General features: G+C 33.8%; 13 protein-coding genes. 2 read left to right on the forward strand and 11 right to left on the reverse strand.

What is annotated here, in order from left to right:
- Window positions 1-13: 13 nt before the first annotated feature.
- The 10 genes from F6P99_RS03010 to F6P99_RS03055 all read right to left on the reverse strand — a co-directional run bounded on the left by F6P99_RS03010 (window position 14) and on the right by F6P99_RS03055 (window position 12,285).
- Window positions 14-466, reverse strand: a complete 453-nt coding sequence (locus F6P99_RS03010; RefSeq protein ID WP_152285950.1) for a 6-pyruvoyl trahydropterin synthase family protein — start codon at window positions 464-466, stop codon at window positions 14-16.
- A 14-nt stretch (window positions 467-480) separates the two neighbouring features.
- A complete protein-coding gene (locus tag F6P99_RS03015) occupies window positions 481-1,236 on the reverse strand; it encodes an enoyl-CoA hydratase/isomerase family protein (protein ID WP_152285951.1) in 756 nt (251 codons plus the stop codon).
- A 48-nt stretch (window positions 1,237-1,284) separates the two neighbouring features.
- The gene (locus F6P99_RS03020) at window positions 1,285-2,622 is read right to left on the reverse strand and encodes an MATE family efflux transporter (protein ID WP_152285952.1); all 1,338 of its coding nucleotides are present in this window, start codon (window positions 2,620-2,622) and stop codon (window positions 1,285-1,287) included.
- A 1-nt stretch (window position 2,623) separates the two neighbouring features.
- On the reverse strand, window positions 2,624-3,466 hold the full coding sequence (locus F6P99_RS03025; protein WP_152285953.1) for an alpha/beta hydrolase family protein: 843 nt from the start codon (window positions 3,464-3,466) through the stop codon (window positions 2,624-2,626).
- Complete coding sequence (locus F6P99_RS03030; RefSeq protein ID WP_152285954.1) at window positions 3,463-6,207, reverse strand: PD-(D/E)XK nuclease family protein; 2,745 nt, start codon at window positions 6,205-6,207, stop codon at window positions 3,463-3,465. The genes F6P99_RS03025 and F6P99_RS03030 overlap by 4 nt, the downstream gene beginning before the upstream one ends.
- 85 nt (window positions 6,208-6,292) lie before the next feature.
- Entirely contained in the window at window positions 6,293-6,904 is a 612-nt protein-coding gene (locus F6P99_RS03035; RefSeq protein ID WP_152285955.1) for a hypothetical protein, read from the reverse strand.
- Between the two features lie 151 nt (window positions 6,905-7,055).
- On the reverse strand, window positions 7,056-10,229 hold the full coding sequence (locus F6P99_RS03040) for a UvrD-helicase domain-containing protein (protein ID WP_152285956.1): 3,174 nt from the start codon (window positions 10,227-10,229) through the stop codon (window positions 7,056-7,058).
- A 77-nt stretch (window positions 10,230-10,306) separates the two neighbouring features.
- Complete coding sequence (locus F6P99_RS03045) at window positions 10,307-10,735, reverse strand: tellurite resistance TerB family protein (protein ID WP_152285957.1); 429 nt, start codon at window positions 10,733-10,735, stop codon at window positions 10,307-10,309.
- Between the two features lie 63 nt (window positions 10,736-10,798).
- Window positions 10,799-11,617 (reverse strand): ZIP family metal transporter, encoded by an 819-nt coding sequence (locus F6P99_RS03050; RefSeq protein ID WP_152285958.1) that lies wholly within the window; start codon window positions 11,615-11,617, stop codon window positions 10,799-10,801.
- On the reverse strand, window positions 11,614-12,285 hold the full coding sequence (locus F6P99_RS03055; RefSeq protein ID WP_152285959.1) for a metal-dependent transcriptional regulator: 672 nt from the start codon (window positions 12,283-12,285) through the stop codon (window positions 11,614-11,616). Before F6P99_RS03055 ends, F6P99_RS03050 begins: the two co-directional genes overlap by 4 nt.
- Window positions 12,286-12,415: 130 nt before the next feature.
- On the opposite strand from F6P99_RS03055, the gene F6P99_RS03060 reads away from it, so the two are divergent.
- A complete protein-coding gene (locus F6P99_RS03060; protein WP_152285960.1) occupies window positions 12,416-14,731 on the forward strand; it encodes a TonB-dependent receptor in 2,316 nt (771 codons plus the stop codon).
- A gap of 34 nt (window positions 14,732-14,765) precedes the next feature.
- Here the strand turns inward: F6P99_RS03060 and F6P99_RS03065 are convergent, their stop codons facing one another.
- Window positions 14,766-15,404, reverse strand: coding sequence for a hypothetical protein (locus F6P99_RS03065; RefSeq protein ID WP_193315979.1), 639 nt, complete (start codon window positions 15,402-15,404; stop codon window positions 14,766-14,768).
- A gap of 99 nt (window positions 15,405-15,503) precedes the next feature.
- On the opposite strand from F6P99_RS03065, the gene mfd reads away from it, so the two are divergent.
- Window positions 15,504-18,851 carry a transcription-repair coupling factor gene (mfd, locus tag F6P99_RS03070; protein WP_152285962.1) on the forward strand — a complete coding sequence of 1,116 codons (3,348 nt, stop codon included), beginning with the start codon at window positions 15,504-15,506 and terminating at the stop codon, window positions 18,849-18,851.
- Window positions 18,852-18,853: the final 2 nt, after the last annotated feature.

Genomic DNA, 18,853 nt, shown 5'->3' on the forward strand with positions numbered 1-18,853 from the left:
TCGCTACGAAATCTTATTCATTATCTGAAGCATACCACTCAGCATACGAACTACCTGTTTCTTGTAACTGAAGTGAATGCAACTTAACTGTTTTCGGAATTTTAGCATTAATTTTTGCTGCGAAATCAACCAACATCATTTCACTAGTAGGTTGGTAGTCCACTAAAATCACTTGATGCCCTCTCGTAGCCAATTCATTTGCCAATTCGATATGAGGCGTGTTTTTATTAAACACAGTGGCATGATCAAAAACATCAACGATCTCTTCTTTTACAATCTTTTTCAAGTCTTTAAAATCGATTACCATCCCAAACTTTACATTGTCTGCATCTTGAATAGGAGTACCTATCACTGTTACAGAAAGTTTATAACTATGTCCATGTACATTTCTACATTTTCCATCGTATCCGTACAAAGCGTGACCTGTTTCGAAATCAAACTGTTTGGTAATTCTAATTTTATTCATGCTTCAAAGTTACATTATTTCTTAAACTTAGTGAGTGCTTCTTTAGTAAAATCAGAAAGCACCAAATCACCACTTATTTGAGCTCTCTCAGACAAAAGAACATCCCAATTTTCAGTTCCGTCCCAAAAAACCTTTTTCATTTCTGCCAAAGCATATGGGTTATAACCCGCTAATTGCACTGCCAATTTATTCGCTTCCTCTAGCATGATCTGTTGGTTCGAAAAAACTTTCGCATATAAATTCTTTTCTTGTGCCCACGTTGCTGAATGCCATTCAGTCGCTTCCAATGAAAGCTGACAAAAAGCTGATTTTCCAATTTTTCTTGACACTGCTGGCTCTATAACGAAAGCCCCTATGCCAATAAAAAACTCTGATAATTTTATTGCAGCAGCCTCTGTAGCTAATGCATAATCACATGCTGATGCCAAACCAACCCCACCACCAACAGCTTTGCCTTGAACGCAACCAATGACAATTTTTTTACACGTTCTTATGGCGTTGATAAGATTTGCAAACCCCATAAAAAAAGCAATTCCAGTTTCTTTATCTTTTATCGTCAATAGTTCATCAAACGATGCGCCTCCACAAAATGCCTTTTCTCCTTCACTTCGTAATAAAACAACTTTAACAGCATCATTGACACTTAACTCCTTAAACTTTTGTGTAAGCTCTCTCAACAAAGTACTTGGGAAGGAGTTACTTGCTGGATGATGAAAAACAACTTCTGCAATTGAATTTTCTATTTTGGTATGTATCGTTCCTAGTTCCATAAAATCAAAGTTACGTTATTAACATAAATATCAGGTTCATTTTTTTATTTATCGTTTAAGAATCATATCTACGTTATTTCTAAAATACACAAATAAGATTCCCGATCTAAATAGCATCCAAACCGTAAAGGCTATCCATACTCCGATTAACTTCAAGTCAAAATAATCTGTAAGCAGCAATGCAGGAATAAACCCAACAAAAGTAGCTGTTATCACGGTATTTCTCAAAACTATTGCTTCTGCCAAGCCTTTGAAAATTCCATCATATACAAAGGCAACTGCATTTAAAGGTTGTGTTATTACAACAATCCAGAAAACAGCATAGAAAACTTGCAAAACACTCGTATCTGATGTAAATATCAATCCTATTTTTTGATAAAATAAAAAACAAAACAGCATCAAAACCATTGCAACATACACCCCGTATTTATTTAAATCTTTTACCAAAAGCTTTAAACTTTCTTTTGCACCTGCTCCTTTTAACTTTCCAGAAATGATACTTCCAACACTAGCATATCCGTCTACAAAAAAGGCAAAAAACAACCATATTTGAAAACAAATGGTTTGGGCAGCTATATACTCTTTACCGTAATCCGTAGCGTAAGAATTTGCCAAATACAATGCAATATTCAATGCCGAAGCTCGAATAAATAAATTACCACTCACCAACAACAATCGCTTCAACTCAAAATGAAAATTTGTAAAAAATACCAATCGGAAAGGTGTCTTCTTCATAAAAAAAAGAAAAGCCATGATTGCCATAATTCCTTGAGCTATAACACTAGCATATGCTGCTCCTTCAACATGCATTGGTTCTAGGTATCCGTCCAAGCCATAAACAAACAAAAAATCTAAACCTACATTCACCAATGCTCCTGTAATACTAATTACCATTGGGATGAAGGTATTCTGCAAACCTGTAAAAACACCTATTACAGAAAAAACAAACAAAGAAAAAGGGAGTCCAATTGCTCTTATTTTATAATAACTTACGGTATATTCCAAAACGGAACCGGTGGCATTGTACAATTGAAAAATTTCGGTTGCAAAAAAAGTTGTGACAAAATACAGCAGCAAACTTAGCACGACATTTATAGAAATTATTTGCGCTGGTAAAGAACCTATTTTATCGAGCTTCTTTAAACCTACATATTGAGCTACGATTGCCGAAATAGCAGCTCTTGTTTGACCCAGTATCCAAACCATTGCAGAGATAAACGAACCTGCGATTCCAACCGCTGCCAATGCTTCAATTGCATTAATTTGAACATTCCCAACAACTGCAGTGTCTACTATAGAAAGTAAGGGTTCTGCTATACCAGCAATAATAAATGGAATCGCTAATTTATTGATTTGTTTAAATGTTACACGTTGATTTGATTGCATCTTATTTATCGTTGATAAATGCAAGTGATTTTTCTAGAACAAAAGCAAAATCTTTAGGTAGTTTTTCTTCTTCCCATGGCTGTTTCGCTCCAAATCCGTGATCACCTTCAGGAACGACTAACAATTCACTCTTTGAACTCCATTTCTCTATATTTTTCGCTTCTTCGATTCCTACAGTTGTATCTTCAGAACCATGGACTATTAAATGTGAAATCTTCAATTTTGTTGCAGCGGTTTTTATTGTCAAACGATCTTCATTGGCAATAAAATCTTCATAAAACTGTATATAATGAGGCATTTGCTGCAATGTTCTAGAGTTTTCTATATAAGCCACTCCTTCTTTCTTCCAGTGTTCCAAAATTGGACCTACTGGAAACCTAGACTTATAATCTGACACAGCTGCCCAAGTAATTAATTTTTTAATACGGTCATCTTGACTAGCTTTTAAAATAACAGCACCTCCACCGCGTGAATGTCCTATCAAAATAATATTCTCTGAATCTAGTTCATTTGCATATTTCTCTTGTTGCAACACCCAATCAATTACGAATTTTAAATCGTTCTGTTCTTTAGAATAATTGTTTTGACCGAATGCTTCTAAATCTGGAAAATCTATCGGATTTTCCATCGTTCCTCCATTATGAGAAAAATTGAACTTCAACAAAAACAAATTATTATCGATAAATACATCTGACATTAGATCAAATGCACCCCAATCTTTGTACCCTTTATAACCATGACAAAAAATCACCAATGGTTTTTTTTCGGCATTCTTTCTGTAACAGACATCAGCCAAAATTGGTTTGTCATTCGCTCGATCTAATACAATATTTTTTATTTTCATTGGAAAGGTCTGTCTTTATTCTCTTTAAAAGGCAAAGATTGATTAAAAATCTCATTAATCAACTCTTGAATTACCTCCATAAATTCTTCTATTTTTTCTTTTGTAATGTTCGTGTCAGGCTTTCCTTTTGCTGCAAAATTTAATTTCAAAAACCCTGCTTTCCGGTTTTTAAAAGAAAAAATTCCTGACTCCATTTCAGCATCAAAATTAGTACTGTTATTTTGAGTATACAAGTAGGCGTATAACATTACTTGCATTGCCTTGGTATATTTATAATCTGTAGGTATTAGATCAAATTCCGACACTTTTAATTGTCCTGCTTCTACTTTACCTGTTTTATAATCAATGATTCGAAGTACGCCATCAAGTTTATCAATTCTATCAATCGATCCTCTTATCTTTATAGGAAAATTTAGACCTTCAATTTCCAAAGTAGTCTCTAAATCTGTTTCTGTTCCTAAAATTTTTAATGTGCTACCATTTTTAAGAATCTCTAATTCTGAATTTAGAAACTTTTGAATAAAATCTTTAGAAACTTCAAAAATCAATTTATTCTTCCCATACAAAATAGCACCATTCTTATAATGCTTTCGATAGGCAGCGATAGTTTCTTTTTCAATTTTTGACTTCATTAATTTTACATCATCAACTTTCAAAAACTGTCCAATATATGGTTTGTAAAAGTTCTCTAGTACCTCATGAATAATGGTACCCATGGTATTGGCAGCAACAGTTTCTTCTACCTCTTCTAGCTCTTTTATTTTTAACACATATCGTTTGTAATAACGTATTGGATCTTCAATATATTTAGCCAAAGCAGAAGGCGAAAGCCCTTTTTTAGCGATTTTTTTAAGTTCATCAATAACCGCAGGGGTTTTCTCAATGAAAATATCAACTTCGGTTTGCGTGGTTACTTTCGGTGCTATAGATTTTTTTTGAACCGGAATCCCATCAACTTCAAGCTGTGTTATAAACCTACTTTTTTCACCTGCTCCATATTCATCGGTTTCAGAATTATAAAACAGGTATACATTTTTCGCTCGTTGTAAAAGTCTATAAAAATGATACGAAAAAATAGCATCTTTTTCTTGATAGGTTGGCAAACCATATTCGCGTTTTACATCAAATGGAATAAAGGAATTTTCATTTTTCCCTGCTGGTAGGATCCCTTCGTTTACAGAAGAAATAATAACAGTTTCGAAATCTAAAACTCGAGTTTCTAACATCCCCATTAACTGTAAGCCACTCAGCGGTTCCCCTTGAAAAGATAACTTTTCGGTTGCAATTAATTGTTTGTATATCGATTTAAGTGTTTTGATTGATTTGATATGACCATAACTTCCGTTTAAGGTTTTTAGCTGATTGAATAAATTGAAAAAACGGTATAAACATTCTTTTTCAAAACCTTCTAAATTATTCTTTTGCAACTCTATCAACCGCAAACAATTTTCAATAAACAAAGTTACGTCTTGAGTCATTTCAAACAAAGTAACCAACTCTATACTCGATGTGAAGTTTTTTGTGAAAGTAACAATTGTGGTTAGCTCAACGAATACTTCGTTATTTTGAACTAGATTTTTTTTCAGTACAGAGATTTCTTCAATGCTAAATAATTTAGCCAAATACGGGTGTTCTAAAACACGAAATACATCTTTATAATAGAATTTATTCTCTTGAATTTTTCCAAGTTTTTGCTGATTCAAATACAACTCAAACAGCACTTCAAAAAAACCTGAAACAGGCATATCTTTCAACAGATATCCCATGGTAATATTTAATCGATCGACATTTGTTGGTAATGAGGACAGTGTTAAAGACAACAATGACTCATCGGCCAATACCAAAGCAACATTTTCATTACTATCTAGGGTGGAAAGCAATTCTCCCACACCTTTAATTTGTGTCACATTTTTTGAAGCTGCAATTTCAGTAATTGTTTTTGGCTTCGAGAAATTATCTTGGATTAAATTAAAAGGGTTTTGCTGAAAGTAATTCCACTTCGTATTATATTTTCTTTGAAAAGACCCTGCAACTTTATTAGAATTGAAATAATAAGCATCAGAATCCCAATAAATAGAGCTATTCCCTTGATCCAGCATTTTTTGAAATATGCTTTCTTCAGCTTTGTTCAATGCATTGAAACCTACCAAAACAAATTTCTTATCACCATTATCATTTAAAAAAGAGTCTATATTTTTTACGGCCTCTCTATATTGCAATCCTTGATATCCTTTTCCTTTCGAAAGTAAATATGTATAAAACTGACGGTAATACAAACCAATTTCTTCCATGAAATGGATATGATTGTTCACCAAATCAGATGCATCTTCTATCGAACCAACGTTCCAATTTTCAATTCTTTTGATATCACTCAAATAATGAAACAAACTCTCAGAATCGACTAAGTGCCGATCTACTTCATTAAAATCTTGCAACACTACTGATGCCCATTGTGAAAAATTATCGAAAGGTTCAATCTCTTTGTTGGTTGTGGATACATATATATTATAAAACTCAAACAACAATGATACTGCATCAATGGACTGTACTTTAGATACTGATTCTATAAAAGTTTCTACACTAATAATTTTTGGTAAAAACGTTGTAGTATCTATCTGCTTCTTTAAAGCTTCTTTTAAAAAGACTCCAGCTCTTTCACTTGGCAATACAATCGTCGTATCGACCAATGCCACGTTGGTCTTTAAAATTTCTGAAACAACCTCAGACAAAAATGTTTTCATAGAATATTAGCTAAATAAAAAGCCGTTTTCAAATTTGAAAACGGCTTTTTATATCTCAATCATGGACAAGCCATGAAATTATTTTTTATTCATCTCCATTAAAACGGATGATCAACCCTAAAGAGTGTTGGAAATAACTTGAAGCATCAACTGCTTGAACAAATCCATCACCAGCAACACCTACACTGTAGATACTAGTAAATGATAATCCAACATTTTCGTTGAACCAAGTATTGAATCCAGCTCCAGGAGCAACTTGAAATCCTGAATACTCATCAACCCATGTACCTCCAATTCCTAAAGACACATAAGGATCCCACCATCCTGTAGAACCAAATAAAGAATTTAAGTCATAAACTGCAGCAGCTTCTAAAGAGAAGAAAGACAATCCATCAACTTCAGTCATATTTCCAGCACCTTTGTCAATTTTATTCAAAGAACCACCTACTCGAACACTCAATCCGTAGTTCGTATATCTAGAAACAGAGATTGTTGAAATTGCAGGCAGGACATTCCAATCTCCAGTACCTAAGTAATCTTTTACCATAGAACCTATATCGTTCAATCCACCTTTGTTGAAATCAACTGCATTGATACCAAAGCTTAATGCCCATTTGTTGTCTTCATCTTGTGCTTGTACAGAACCAATACCTGCGAACATAACAAAGGCAAGCATTGCAATTTTAATTTTTTTCATTTTTTGTAATTTAAATTAGTTTAGTTTCAATTTAGAATCTGAAACCATCTAATCAACAGCTCAGAATTAAACAAATCTACAAAAAAATATTAATTTTTGACAAAATTTTAACCTTTTCTAAATTCAAAGAACTCTCGCCAATAAATAAACATCACACGCGACTCACAATCAACTGATTATCAACATAAACTATTAGCTTCTTCAAAACAACATACTGCATTTCTTCCAGAATTTTTGCATAATTCTCAATTTGAAATTTATACATTTCTTGTGGTCGACCTGTTTTATAATCGAGAATAACGACTTTTTTATCCTTAATCATGATACGATCTGGAATAAAAACATGACCATTTTCATCTAAAATTTCATGTTCGGTGTATACATCAAAACTTCCATCAAAATAGTTTGATAACTCTTGATGATTGACAAGATTTTTAAGTCTTTCTATAATCGGAACATTCTCCTGTTTAGAGATATCTCCAGACAAAACATAGGAATCCACTACTTTCTCAACATCTGAAGCTCGAATTATTTTTGACAACATTTCATGAATCAACAAACCGTAATTTTTTGCTTGTTGAGATTCATTCCACAACATAGATGCATTTGAAACTATCTCAATTTCATGATTTTCCCAAGAGTTCGAAATAAACTCCTCTTGTAATTCGGCATGAGAGTTTTCTTCTGCTGATTTTTCCAGTTCCAATCGTTCTCGTTCTCCAAAACTGTAAGTTACATCTGCTACATCCCATCTCATATATTTTTCATTATTCTGTAAAAAATCTACGAACAATCCCGAAAAATAATTCTTTTTTGCAGCGCCACGTGACTCCAATTGTACATCTGTAATAATGTATAATTGCTCTACTGCTCTGGACAACGCAACATACAATAAATTGAAATTATCCAAAGCGAGCTCTTCTTGTCGCTGATCGAACAACTTCGTGCCTCTCTCTCCCGTATATGTGATTTCTTTTGAACATGAAATTAGAGAAGTATTCAGTGAATCAAATATTTCACCTTCTAAATCGTCATACCAAACGGTCGGTTCAATCTCTCTCGTTACATTCACATCACATGGAAAAATCACCACTGGAAACTCTAGCCCTTTTGACTTGTGAATTGTCATGATTCGAACTGAATCGTCAGATTCAACGGCTGATATGCTCAAGGTTTCTTTTTTGTCTTCCCATAAGGTTAAAAAAGAAGAAAGATCCACATAATTTTTACGTTGAAATTCTAAAATAAAATCTAAGAAAAATTGAACATATGCATCCGTTGTTTCCAAAATACCGAAAGAACGAATTAAGTACTCTAAACTTTCATAAAAAGGAAGCTCCATAAAAGTTTTTCTCTCAAAAAACAATTGATATTCTTGAAGTATTTCAAAAAAAGAATCCATTTCTTCGTGCAGCAATTTTGCATAAAAATCATGTTCTTCCACTTTGCCATCTAGCTGATTTTTTAGAAAAACCAAAGCCGAAAATTTAGCATCTAAATCTAATGGGTTTTGAATATACCTCAATAAGTCAACTACAAATTTCACCTTAAGACTATTCTGTACCAACAGTGTTTCTGATGAAATAATTGAGACTTGATTTTCCACCAAATAATTAGCTACAGCAACACCATCTTTTTTTGTTCGAACAATAACACAAACATCTTTTCTTTTAAAACCAGCATCTAGATTCTGTAGCACCTCTAGAACTTTTTTGGGGTAAGCCAAAGCTTGATCTTCTTTTTCTAACGATTTTTTGTCTACAAAGTCAAGCTGAACATATCCTCCAATATTTTTATTAATTTCTTGCTCATTGCCAACTTCATAAAGATTGCGATAAACAGGGTTCGTAAGATTACCAGCAATATGGCTAAAAAACGCATTATTAAAATTTATGATCTCGCTAAAACTTCGGTAATTCACACCCAAATTCTCCAACTTTTTCTCAACATAGAAAACCTCATCAACCGTCTTATTTTCCATGGAAAGATCGACAAACTGTTCAGCCTTTCCCCCACGCCATCGATATATAGCCTGTTTCGCATCACCAACCAACAACAAACTTCCACCTTGTTGAGACAGTGCATTTCCGATAAGCGGAATTAAATTTTGCCATTGCAGTGCTGACGTATCTTGCATTTCATCAATAAAATAGTGCGAAAACTTTTCACCGATACGTTCATAAATAAAAGGAGCCGGTTCGTCTTTTATTTTATCACTAATTATTGAATTAAATTCTGCACTCAAACAAATGTTGTTTTGTGTTTTAATCTCATCTAGTTCTTTTTGAATATAATTTAAAACAGCCAACGGAATCAAACCTTTCAAAACCATCTGAATCAAAATATAGCGGTCGTGATATTCTGCATATAAATTTTTGCCTTCTTCATATACAGCAATCAATTCAGTCGAGATTGCGTCAATTGCTTCTTTTACAATAGGTGAAGCAGTTTTTGCATAAAAAGAATTCTTTTCAATGTTTTTTTGAAGTCGACCGTCAAATTTCAATACGTCATACTTTAGTTTTGAAAGTTCAGTTAGCTTCACAAAATGTTTTGGCAACTCACCACTATAAGTGAAACATTTATGATCAATACCAGCATTTTTGATAATTTTCAGCCCTTTACTCCCACTTTCAAAAAACAAATCTTCAATTTCTTTTTTCTTCTTTTGCAGTTTTTTTTCTATTTCTAAAAACCCCTGAACAGAATCAACTTGAATATTTTTAAGATAAGAAACGTCATCTTCATTCATTAATATTTTAGCAACTGTATTTAGCTCTCTTGAAATATCCCAAGCCTTATCATCTTCTACTTTCTGCAACGAAAAATCTACAAGTATTTTCGTCAGTTCTTTTTGAGTTCCAATTTTAGAAATCAATACATCAACAGCTTCGCTAATCAATTTAGAACTATCCATCTCCACATCAAAATTTATCGGAAGTCCTAAGTCATATGCAAAAGTTCTGATCAATTTATGTGTAAAACTATCTATCGTGGTAATTGAAAATGCCGAATAATTTTGAAGAATATTTTGCAAAACTCGCGTAGCTTTTTTCTGAGTTTTCTTTACATCTAATTTTTCAGATGCAACCAACATTAAAAACATATCATTCTTTTCTCCTTGCGAAAAAGCACGCAAATTCTCAAGGATTCTCTCTTTCATTTCAGCAGCAGCTTTATTGGTAAATGTTACCGCCAATATACTCTGAAAGACAAAATCACTTTCTTTGGTCAATAGAATTTTCAAATATTCTTTTACCAAAGTAAATGTTTTACCACTACCAGCAGAAGCGTTGTAAACCTGAAATGGATGGTTGTTATTCATAGCCAATAAAATTGCATAAAAAAACCGAATTTAAAATCAAATTCGGTTTTTAAAAATAGTTTTTTTCTAAGAAAATCCTAGATTATTTTCTTTAATTGTTTCGTAAATTCATCCAAATCATGACCTTCAACCACAAAGTTGACTGCTTTTTTTATGATTCTATCGATTTGATCATGAGAAAACCCTAAACCCACAGAAATCTTTTCTAATAATTTTATTTCCTCTTTTTGAATTGCATTGTCTGCGACAACCATCGAAATCAAATTATAAAACCTCTCTAATCTAAGGTTAATATTTGCGGGTGGGTTGATCGGAAAAGAATCGGGAGATGCAATTACCTTGCTATAATCTGCATCAGTAATATGCAACTGTTTTTTCAGTCGATTAATTACTTTTTGCTCATTTTCTGTGATAATCCTATCAGACATTGCCAGTTTAACAATATTGGCAAAATGACCTAAATTTCTCTTATGCTGTCCTGTTTTATAAATATCTGCAAATGCCATAGCTTATAATTTTAACGTTAATCCCTTTTAAAATACGAAATTTTTCAAAGAATTTCATTAAAATTATCCTAAAGCTACATCCATACTCATCATAATTATAAATCCTGCAATGAATCCCATGGTAGCAATATCTGTATATTTATCTTGTTGTGTTTCTGGAACAACCTCCTCTATCACCACAAAAATCATAGCACCTGCAGCAAATGCCAATGCGTAAGGTAAAATAGGCTGAAAAGACAGTACCGCCCAAGCACCTAAAACTCCTGCAACCGGTTCTACTATTGCTGACAACTGACCATACCAAAAACTTTTAAATCTACTAACTCCTTGTCTTCTCAAAGGCATTGCAACGGCAAACCCTTCAGGAAAATTCTGTAATCCAATACCTATCGCCAAGGCAACAGCACCTCCAATAGTTGCTCCATCAAAACCTGCAGCAACCCCTCCGAACAACACTCCAACTGCTAAACCTTCAGGAATGTTATGTAAGGTAATTGCCAACACCAATAGTGTTGTTTTATGCCATGGGGTTTTAATCCCTTCTGCCTCTTTAAAGTTGATATGAATGTGCGGTAGAACTTTGTCTAAACCAAATAAAAACAAGGCCCCCAATAAAAACCCAATTGCTGCTGGCATCACTTTACCAAATCCTTCTCCTGGACTCATATCTATAGCCGGAGCCAATAAACTCCAAAAACTTGCAGCTACCATAACTCCTCCTGTAAATCCTAGCATTCCATCTAACACCGCTCGGTTCATCGACTTAAAAAAGAACACCAATGAAGCTCCCAAACCAGTTAAAGCCCAAGTAAACAATGTTGCGTATAAGGCTGCTAACACCGGATCTATTTTTTCAAAATATGTAATTATTTGATCAATCATTTTCCTAATTTTTTAACAAATAAGTTTTTTGTTATCTGTTGTGATATTGAAATTTTTCTATCTGCTATTTGAATTTGCATTGAATTATCAAACTCTTCCTTTTCTAAAACAATAATCTCACTGCCTAATTTAATCTCATGTCCATCTAAATACTTTAAAAAAGAAGGCGATGAATCTTTTACACCAAGAACGACACATGTTTCGTTTTTATGCAGTGATGCAAGCATCACATCAATATGATGATCAATGTTTCCATCTGCATCAGGTATCGGATCACCATGAGGGTCGTGAGTAGGGAATTCTAAAAATCGATCTAACTCATTTGTTAATTTTATCGATTTCACATGTTCTAATTGTTCCGCAACCTCGTGTACCTCATCCCAATTAAAATCTAAATGTTTTACCAAAAACACCTCCCACAAACGATGTTTTCTAATAATCTTAACTGCACGCTTTTTACCTTCTTCAGTCAACGAAACTCCTTGATACTTTTTATAATCGATCAGTTTCTTTTCTGATAATTTTTTTACCATATCAGTAACTGAGGAAGCTTTAGTATCTAGTTTTTCTGCAATAGCATTTGTACTTACAGATTTCGACCTCGAAAGTGACAAACTAAAAATAGCTTTTAAGTAATTTTCTTCTGTTTGTGATAATTCTAAATTCATGATGCGCAAAGATATAGATTTGTTTACATATCTGAAAACTAATTTTTAGACATATCTAAAAATTAGTTTTATATTTGCAAAAATATTATTTCAAGCACTCTAGTGATTGAAACAAATCAATAAAAACACAATGAAAAAAAGTATTTTCATCTTATTTATATTTACCTCGATCATTACCAAAGCCCAAACCGGAACTATTTTAGGTAAAATCACCGCAAAAGACACTCCTGTCTCTGCAAATATTATTATCAAAGACTCCGAAATTGGTACAACATCGAGTTTTGAAGGAGACTACAACTTGGTTGTACCCACAAAAGAACAAACTCTTGTGGTAAGTGCAGTGGGCTACAAAACCAAAGAAATAAAAATAAACCTTTCTCAGAATCAATCTAAACGGTTAAACATTGAACTTAAAGAAGACATTTTAGGCTTAGATCAAGTGGTTGTAACTGCGACAAGAGGATATCTAAACAGAAAAAAAGCTCCAGTTATTGTTACGGTAACCGATGCCAAAACCCTTCAAGCTACTCAATCTATTAGTTTATCAGAAGGGTTGAATTATCAACCCGGACTTCGCATGGAAACAAATTGTCAAAATTGCGGTACTGCCGAAGTAAAAATGAATGGTCTAAACGGATCATATACTCAAATATTAATTGACAGTCGACCTGTATTTAGCTCTTTGAACAGTGTATATGGTTTAGATCAAATACCTGCCAACATCATCGAACAAATTGAAGTAGTTAGAGGAGGTGGTTCTGCTTTATATGGTTCGAACGCGATCGCAGGAACTATTAACATCATTACCAAAGACCCTAGTCAAAATAAATTTTCTATAGGCACAAACTTGGCGCTTATCGATGGAAGAGCACAAGACAAATCTCTTTTGTTTAATGGGACAATTGTTACGGATGATTACAAATCAGGAATTGCTCTTTTCGGAATGAAACGTAAAAGAGATGCTTATGATGCTGATTTAGATGGATACACAGAAATTACAAAACTAGAAAACACTTCTTTTGGTTTTAAAGGATTCAACCGACCAGCGGAAAGACAAAAAATAATGGCAGAATTTAATGCAATCAATGAATTTCGCCGAGGTGGTAACAAATTAAACGAACTCCCATTTTTAAGTGATGTAACTGAAGAAATTACTTCTACCGTTGTAGGCGGAGGAGTTACATACGATTATCAAAGCAGAAACCTTCGAGACAATTATTCTGTTTACGCATCTACATCCCTTTCTAAAAACAACAACTTTTATGGCGGATTGTTCACAGCACCTCCCACTGACGAAAATATTGTAGGAAGCATCGAAGGCTTCGGAAAATCGAAAGACAATACTATCGTAACTGGTGCGCAATACACACATCGTTTCAAACAGTTCTTAAACAACAAAGGAACGTTTACCGGTGGAATTGAATACAAATACAACGATATTGACGACAGAAAAGAAAACCCAGATTACGAGCCCATCAAACAAGTCACTCGTCTCTATGGAGTTTACGGTCAGCAAGAATGGGTTGTGAATAATAAGCTAAGAGTTTTGGCTGGTTTGAGAGCCGATATGCATAACCTCGCAGAAGAAAAAGTAGTGCTAAATCCAAGAGCAAACATTCTATATAGTATCAACAAAAATTTACGTTGGAGAACGAGTTATGCAAAAGGGTTTAGAGCACCTCAAATCTATGGAGAAGATGTTCATGCTGCTTTAGCTGCTGGTGAAATCAGTAGAATTAGAAATTCTGATGATTTAAAATCTGAAACCTCGCATAGTTTTTTAACCTCTTTAGACTGGTCGAAAGAACTAAACAACGGTGATTTCTCATTGGTTACAGAATTGTTTTTTACACAATTAAACGATGCCTTTGCTTTAGAACAAGGAACCGAAACAGCACCCGGATCAGGAATTTTCGAATGGATTCGAGTGAACTCAACCGGTGCTAAAGTATACGGTATAAACCTTGAACTTAAATATGCTCCGAACGAATTCTGGCTACTACAAGCTGGAGGTACCTTGCAACGTTCTTACTACAACGAAAAAATTGAATGGTCTGAAGACGAACCTGACCAGGCTACAAGAGAATTCAATAAAACCCCTCGCGCATATGGGAATTTCATTATCACATACGCACCATCAAAAAAATTCCAAAACAATTTATCTGCAGTCTACACTGGTTCGATGTATGTACAACATTTAGCAGGATACATTCCAAACGACAAGCTTGAAAAGTCTCCTAGTTTTTTTGAATTAAATTGGAAAAGCGCTTATCAATTTCACTTAGATGATCACGACCATACCTTTTTAGAAATATCTGGAGGAGTTCAAAATATTTTCAACTCATATCAAAATGATTTCGACCAAGGTGCATTTAGAGATGTCACCTATGTATATGGACCCCAAAAACCAAGAACCTTATTTATCGGAATTAAATTTGGAGCCTAAAAAAAAGAGCAATTGAAAATCAATTGCTCTTTTTTTAATTCGTTGTAAATCCATACCCGGTTCTTCTTTTATTTCGTTTTCCGGTACTTTCACCAAAAGTGACCACTAAACTTCCAGAGACTTGCGTATGCCCTGCAAAATTTTGTTCGTATTTCTCAGATACAAAACGATGCACAATTTGGCCGTTCAAACCAACTCTAGGAAAAAGCCAATAGGTTAATCCCACTCCGGCATTAAAAGAAATAGCACGGCTGTATTTATCTTTTACCAACAAACCAACACCGGTAATTATTTGAGGTACCCATTTTTCTTCACTTAATCCAAAGTCATACTTCCCGAAAAAATCCATGATAGTTACATCATATTGGTTCGTATAGAAGTTATTTATTTTAGGAATTCCGGTAAATGTAATTCCTGCTCCAACTGTAAATCCGTTGTCTATATAATACAACAAACTTAAATTAGGAATTTGAAAATTAACTCCTTCTCCATCGAAACCAGGGGTCTCAGAAAAATTAATAAAACTCCCTCCCATCGTAGCTGCCCACTTTATCGAACTATCTTGTGCTTTCACAGTTGTAACAACTGCTAAAAACGCAATTAACAATAAAGTCTTAATATCATATAGTTTATTCATCTTCCCAATCGAGTTATCGTATTTCTTTAATCTCATATTCAAACAAAATCAAAAGCAAACGCAAGTTATCATTTATTCGAAAACGCGCCACAAATCTATCTATAAAAATTTATCTTTGACAAAATTTTTTTCCTTTTGAGCAAACTTCAGATTACCAATTTAATTTCTGAGTCAAATCAGACAAAAAAGATTGCAAATTCGCTATCTCACGAGAAAAGTCATATCCAAATTTCAAATCTCGTAGGGTCTTCTTTAGCCATTACCATCGCAGAAATATTCAAAAAAACTGACAAACCTTTTTTAGTTGTTTGTAACAACAAAGAAGAGGCTGCCTACTTCTTAAATGATATTGAGCAAATACTTGGAAACAAAAACGTATTGTTCTATCCTGGTTCCTATAGAAGACCTTATCAGATAGAAGAAACGGATAATGCGAATGTTTTATTGCGTGCTGAAGTTTTAAATAGAATAAATTCTCAAAAAAAACCTGCGCTGCTTGTTTCTTACCCTACTGCATTATTTGAAAAAGTAGTTACCAAAAAAGAATTAGAAAAAAACACGCTTAAAATAAAATTAGAAGATCAAATCTCTTTAGAATTTGTAAATGAAGTATTGTTTGAATACGAATTCAATCGCGTTGATTTTGTTTCAGAACCTGGAGAATTTGCAGTTAGAGGCGGACTGATTGATGTTTTTTCTTTTTCGCACGACGAACCATATAGAATCGAGTTTTTTGGCGATGAAGTAGACAGTATTCGTACTTTTGATATTGAGTCACAGCTTTCAACAGGCTCTTTGAAAAGAGTAAACATAATGCCTAATGTTGAAAATAAACTCCTTCAAGAAAATCGAGAAAGTTTTTTAAGCTACCTGGCATCAGAAACTGTAGTCTTCACCAAAAACACCGAAATATTATTTGACAAGCTCAACACCCTCTTCTCAAAATCTGAAAAAGCATTTGAAAAATTAAACGCTACGATTTCTCAGGTTGCACCAAACGAGCTTTTTGTTAATGGCGACGACATAAAAAACGAATTACGAAATTTCTCAAGAGTTTCGATAAGTGCTGTTGGTAAAAACTCTGAAGAAAATTTTTTATTCAACACAAAACCTCAACCTTCTTTCAACAAGCAATTTAATCTGTTAGTTGACGATTTAAACGAAAACACCAAAAACGGCATCACGAATTATTTGTGCTGCATGAATGAAAAACAGACACAACGTTTTCACGATATTCTATCATCTTTTACCGAAGAAGACTCTCAAGAAGAAATAAAATACAAAGCGATTGTTTTTCCATTGCATGAAGGTTTTATTGATTTAGACAATAATATTGCTTGTTATAGCGACCATCAAATTTTTGAACGTTATCACAAATTCAATTTAAAAAACAACACCTCTAAAAAGCAATCAATCACTTTAAAAGAATTGACAAATCTTGAAGTTGGTGATTATGTAACTCATATGGACCACGGTGTTGGTAAATTCGGAGGTTTGCAAAAAATCGATGTTGAAGGTAGCAAACAAGAAGCCATCAAATTGGTCTATGGAGATCGAGATATTTTATACATAAGCATCCATTCACTTCATAAAATTTCGAAATTTAATGGAAAAGACGGCACACCGCCTAAAATATACAAATTAGGTTCTGGTGCTTGGAAAAAAATCAAGCAAAAAACCAAAACAAGAGTTAAAGAAATTGCCTTTAACTTGATAAAACTATACGCCAAAAGAAAGCTCGAAAAAGGATTTCAATACGGACCTGATACCTACTTGCAACACGAACTTGAAGCTAGTTTTATGTATGAAGATACCCCTGATCAATTTACCGCTACCCAGGATGTAAAAAAAGACATGGAAAACGAGCAGCCAATGGACCGTTTGGTCTGTGGTGATGTAGGTTTCGGGAAAACTGAAGTTGCCATCAGAGCTGCATTTAAAGCCGCAGACAATGGCAAGCAAGTTGCAATACTTGTACCTACGACTATTCTGGCTTTTCAGCATTTCAAAACTTTTTCTGAACGACTGAAAGACTTTCCGATTACTGTGGATTATTTGAATCGTTTTCGAACTGCCAAACAACGAACTCAGGTAATTAAAGAGCTAAAAGAAGGAAAAATCGATATTTTGGTAGGTACTCACCAACTGGTGAGTAAAAAAGTAGAATTTAAAGATTTAGGGCTGCTAATTATCGATGAAGAACAAAAATTTGGAGTTGGCGTAAAAGACAAATTAAAAACTATCAAAGAAAATGTTGATACACTTACATTAACTGCAACTCCTATTCCTAGAACCTTACAATTCTCGTTGATGGCAGCACGTGATTTATCGGTTATCACGACACCTCCACCGAATAGACACCCAATAGAGACCAATGTAATTCGTTTTAACGAAGAAGCCTTGAGAGATGCGATTTCATATGAAATATCTAGAGGAGGTCAAGTGTATTTTGTGCACAATCGCGTAGACAACATCAAAGAAGTTGCAGGTATGATTCAACGTCTTTTACCTGATGCAAAAATTGGAATCGGTCATGGACAAATGGATGGTAAAAAACTAGAAGAATTAATGCTTTCCTTTATGCGAGGTGATTTCGACATTCTGGTTGCAACGACTATTATTGAAAGTGGTTTGGATGTACCTAATGCGAATACCATCTTTATCAACAATGCAAATAATTTCGGATTGTCTGATTTACATCAAATGAGAGGTCGTGTTGGGCGCTCTAATAAAAAAGCTTTTTGTTATTTTATTACTCCTCCATACCACATGATGACTGATGAAGCCAGAAAACGTATTGAAGCACTCGAATTATTTTCTGATTTGGGAAGCGGAATCAATATCGCAATGAAAGATTTAGAAATTCGTGGTGCGGGTGATTTATTAGGTGGTGAACAAAGTGGATTTATCAATGATATCGGATTTGACACTTATCAAAAAATCTTGAAAGAAGCTATTACTGAACTAAAAGAAAACGAATTCAAAGAGCTATATCCTACTGACAACAACACTCCTAAAGAATATGTAAAAGACATTCAAATCGATACGGATTTTGAAATTTTATTTCCTGATGATTATATCAATATCGTTTCAGAACGTCTATTACTGTATAAAGAACTTGGAGAACTAGAAACTGAAAACTCTTTGAAAGAGTTCGAAAAAAAATTAATCGATCGTTTCGGAGAAATCCCAAGTCAAGTTGAAGACCTACTAGATAGCGTTCGTATCAAATGGTTGGCTAAACAATTCGGAATCGAAAAACTAATATTGAAAAAGAAACGTATGGTAGGATATTTCTTATCAGATCAACAAAGCGATTTCTATAACACGCCAGCATTTACAGATGTTTTGAAGTTTGTTCAAAAGAACTCAAAAATGTGTATCATGAAAGAAAAAGAAACTAAAAACGGATTGCGTTTATTAATAACTTTTATCAAAATTGATTCGGTGAAAAAAGCCTTGACAACTCTCGAATCTATCTAAAA

This window comes from Flavicella marina, from assembly GCF_009193215.1.
GTDB lineage: Bacteria > Bacteroidota > Bacteroidia > Flavobacteriales > Flavobacteriaceae > Flavicella > Flavicella marina.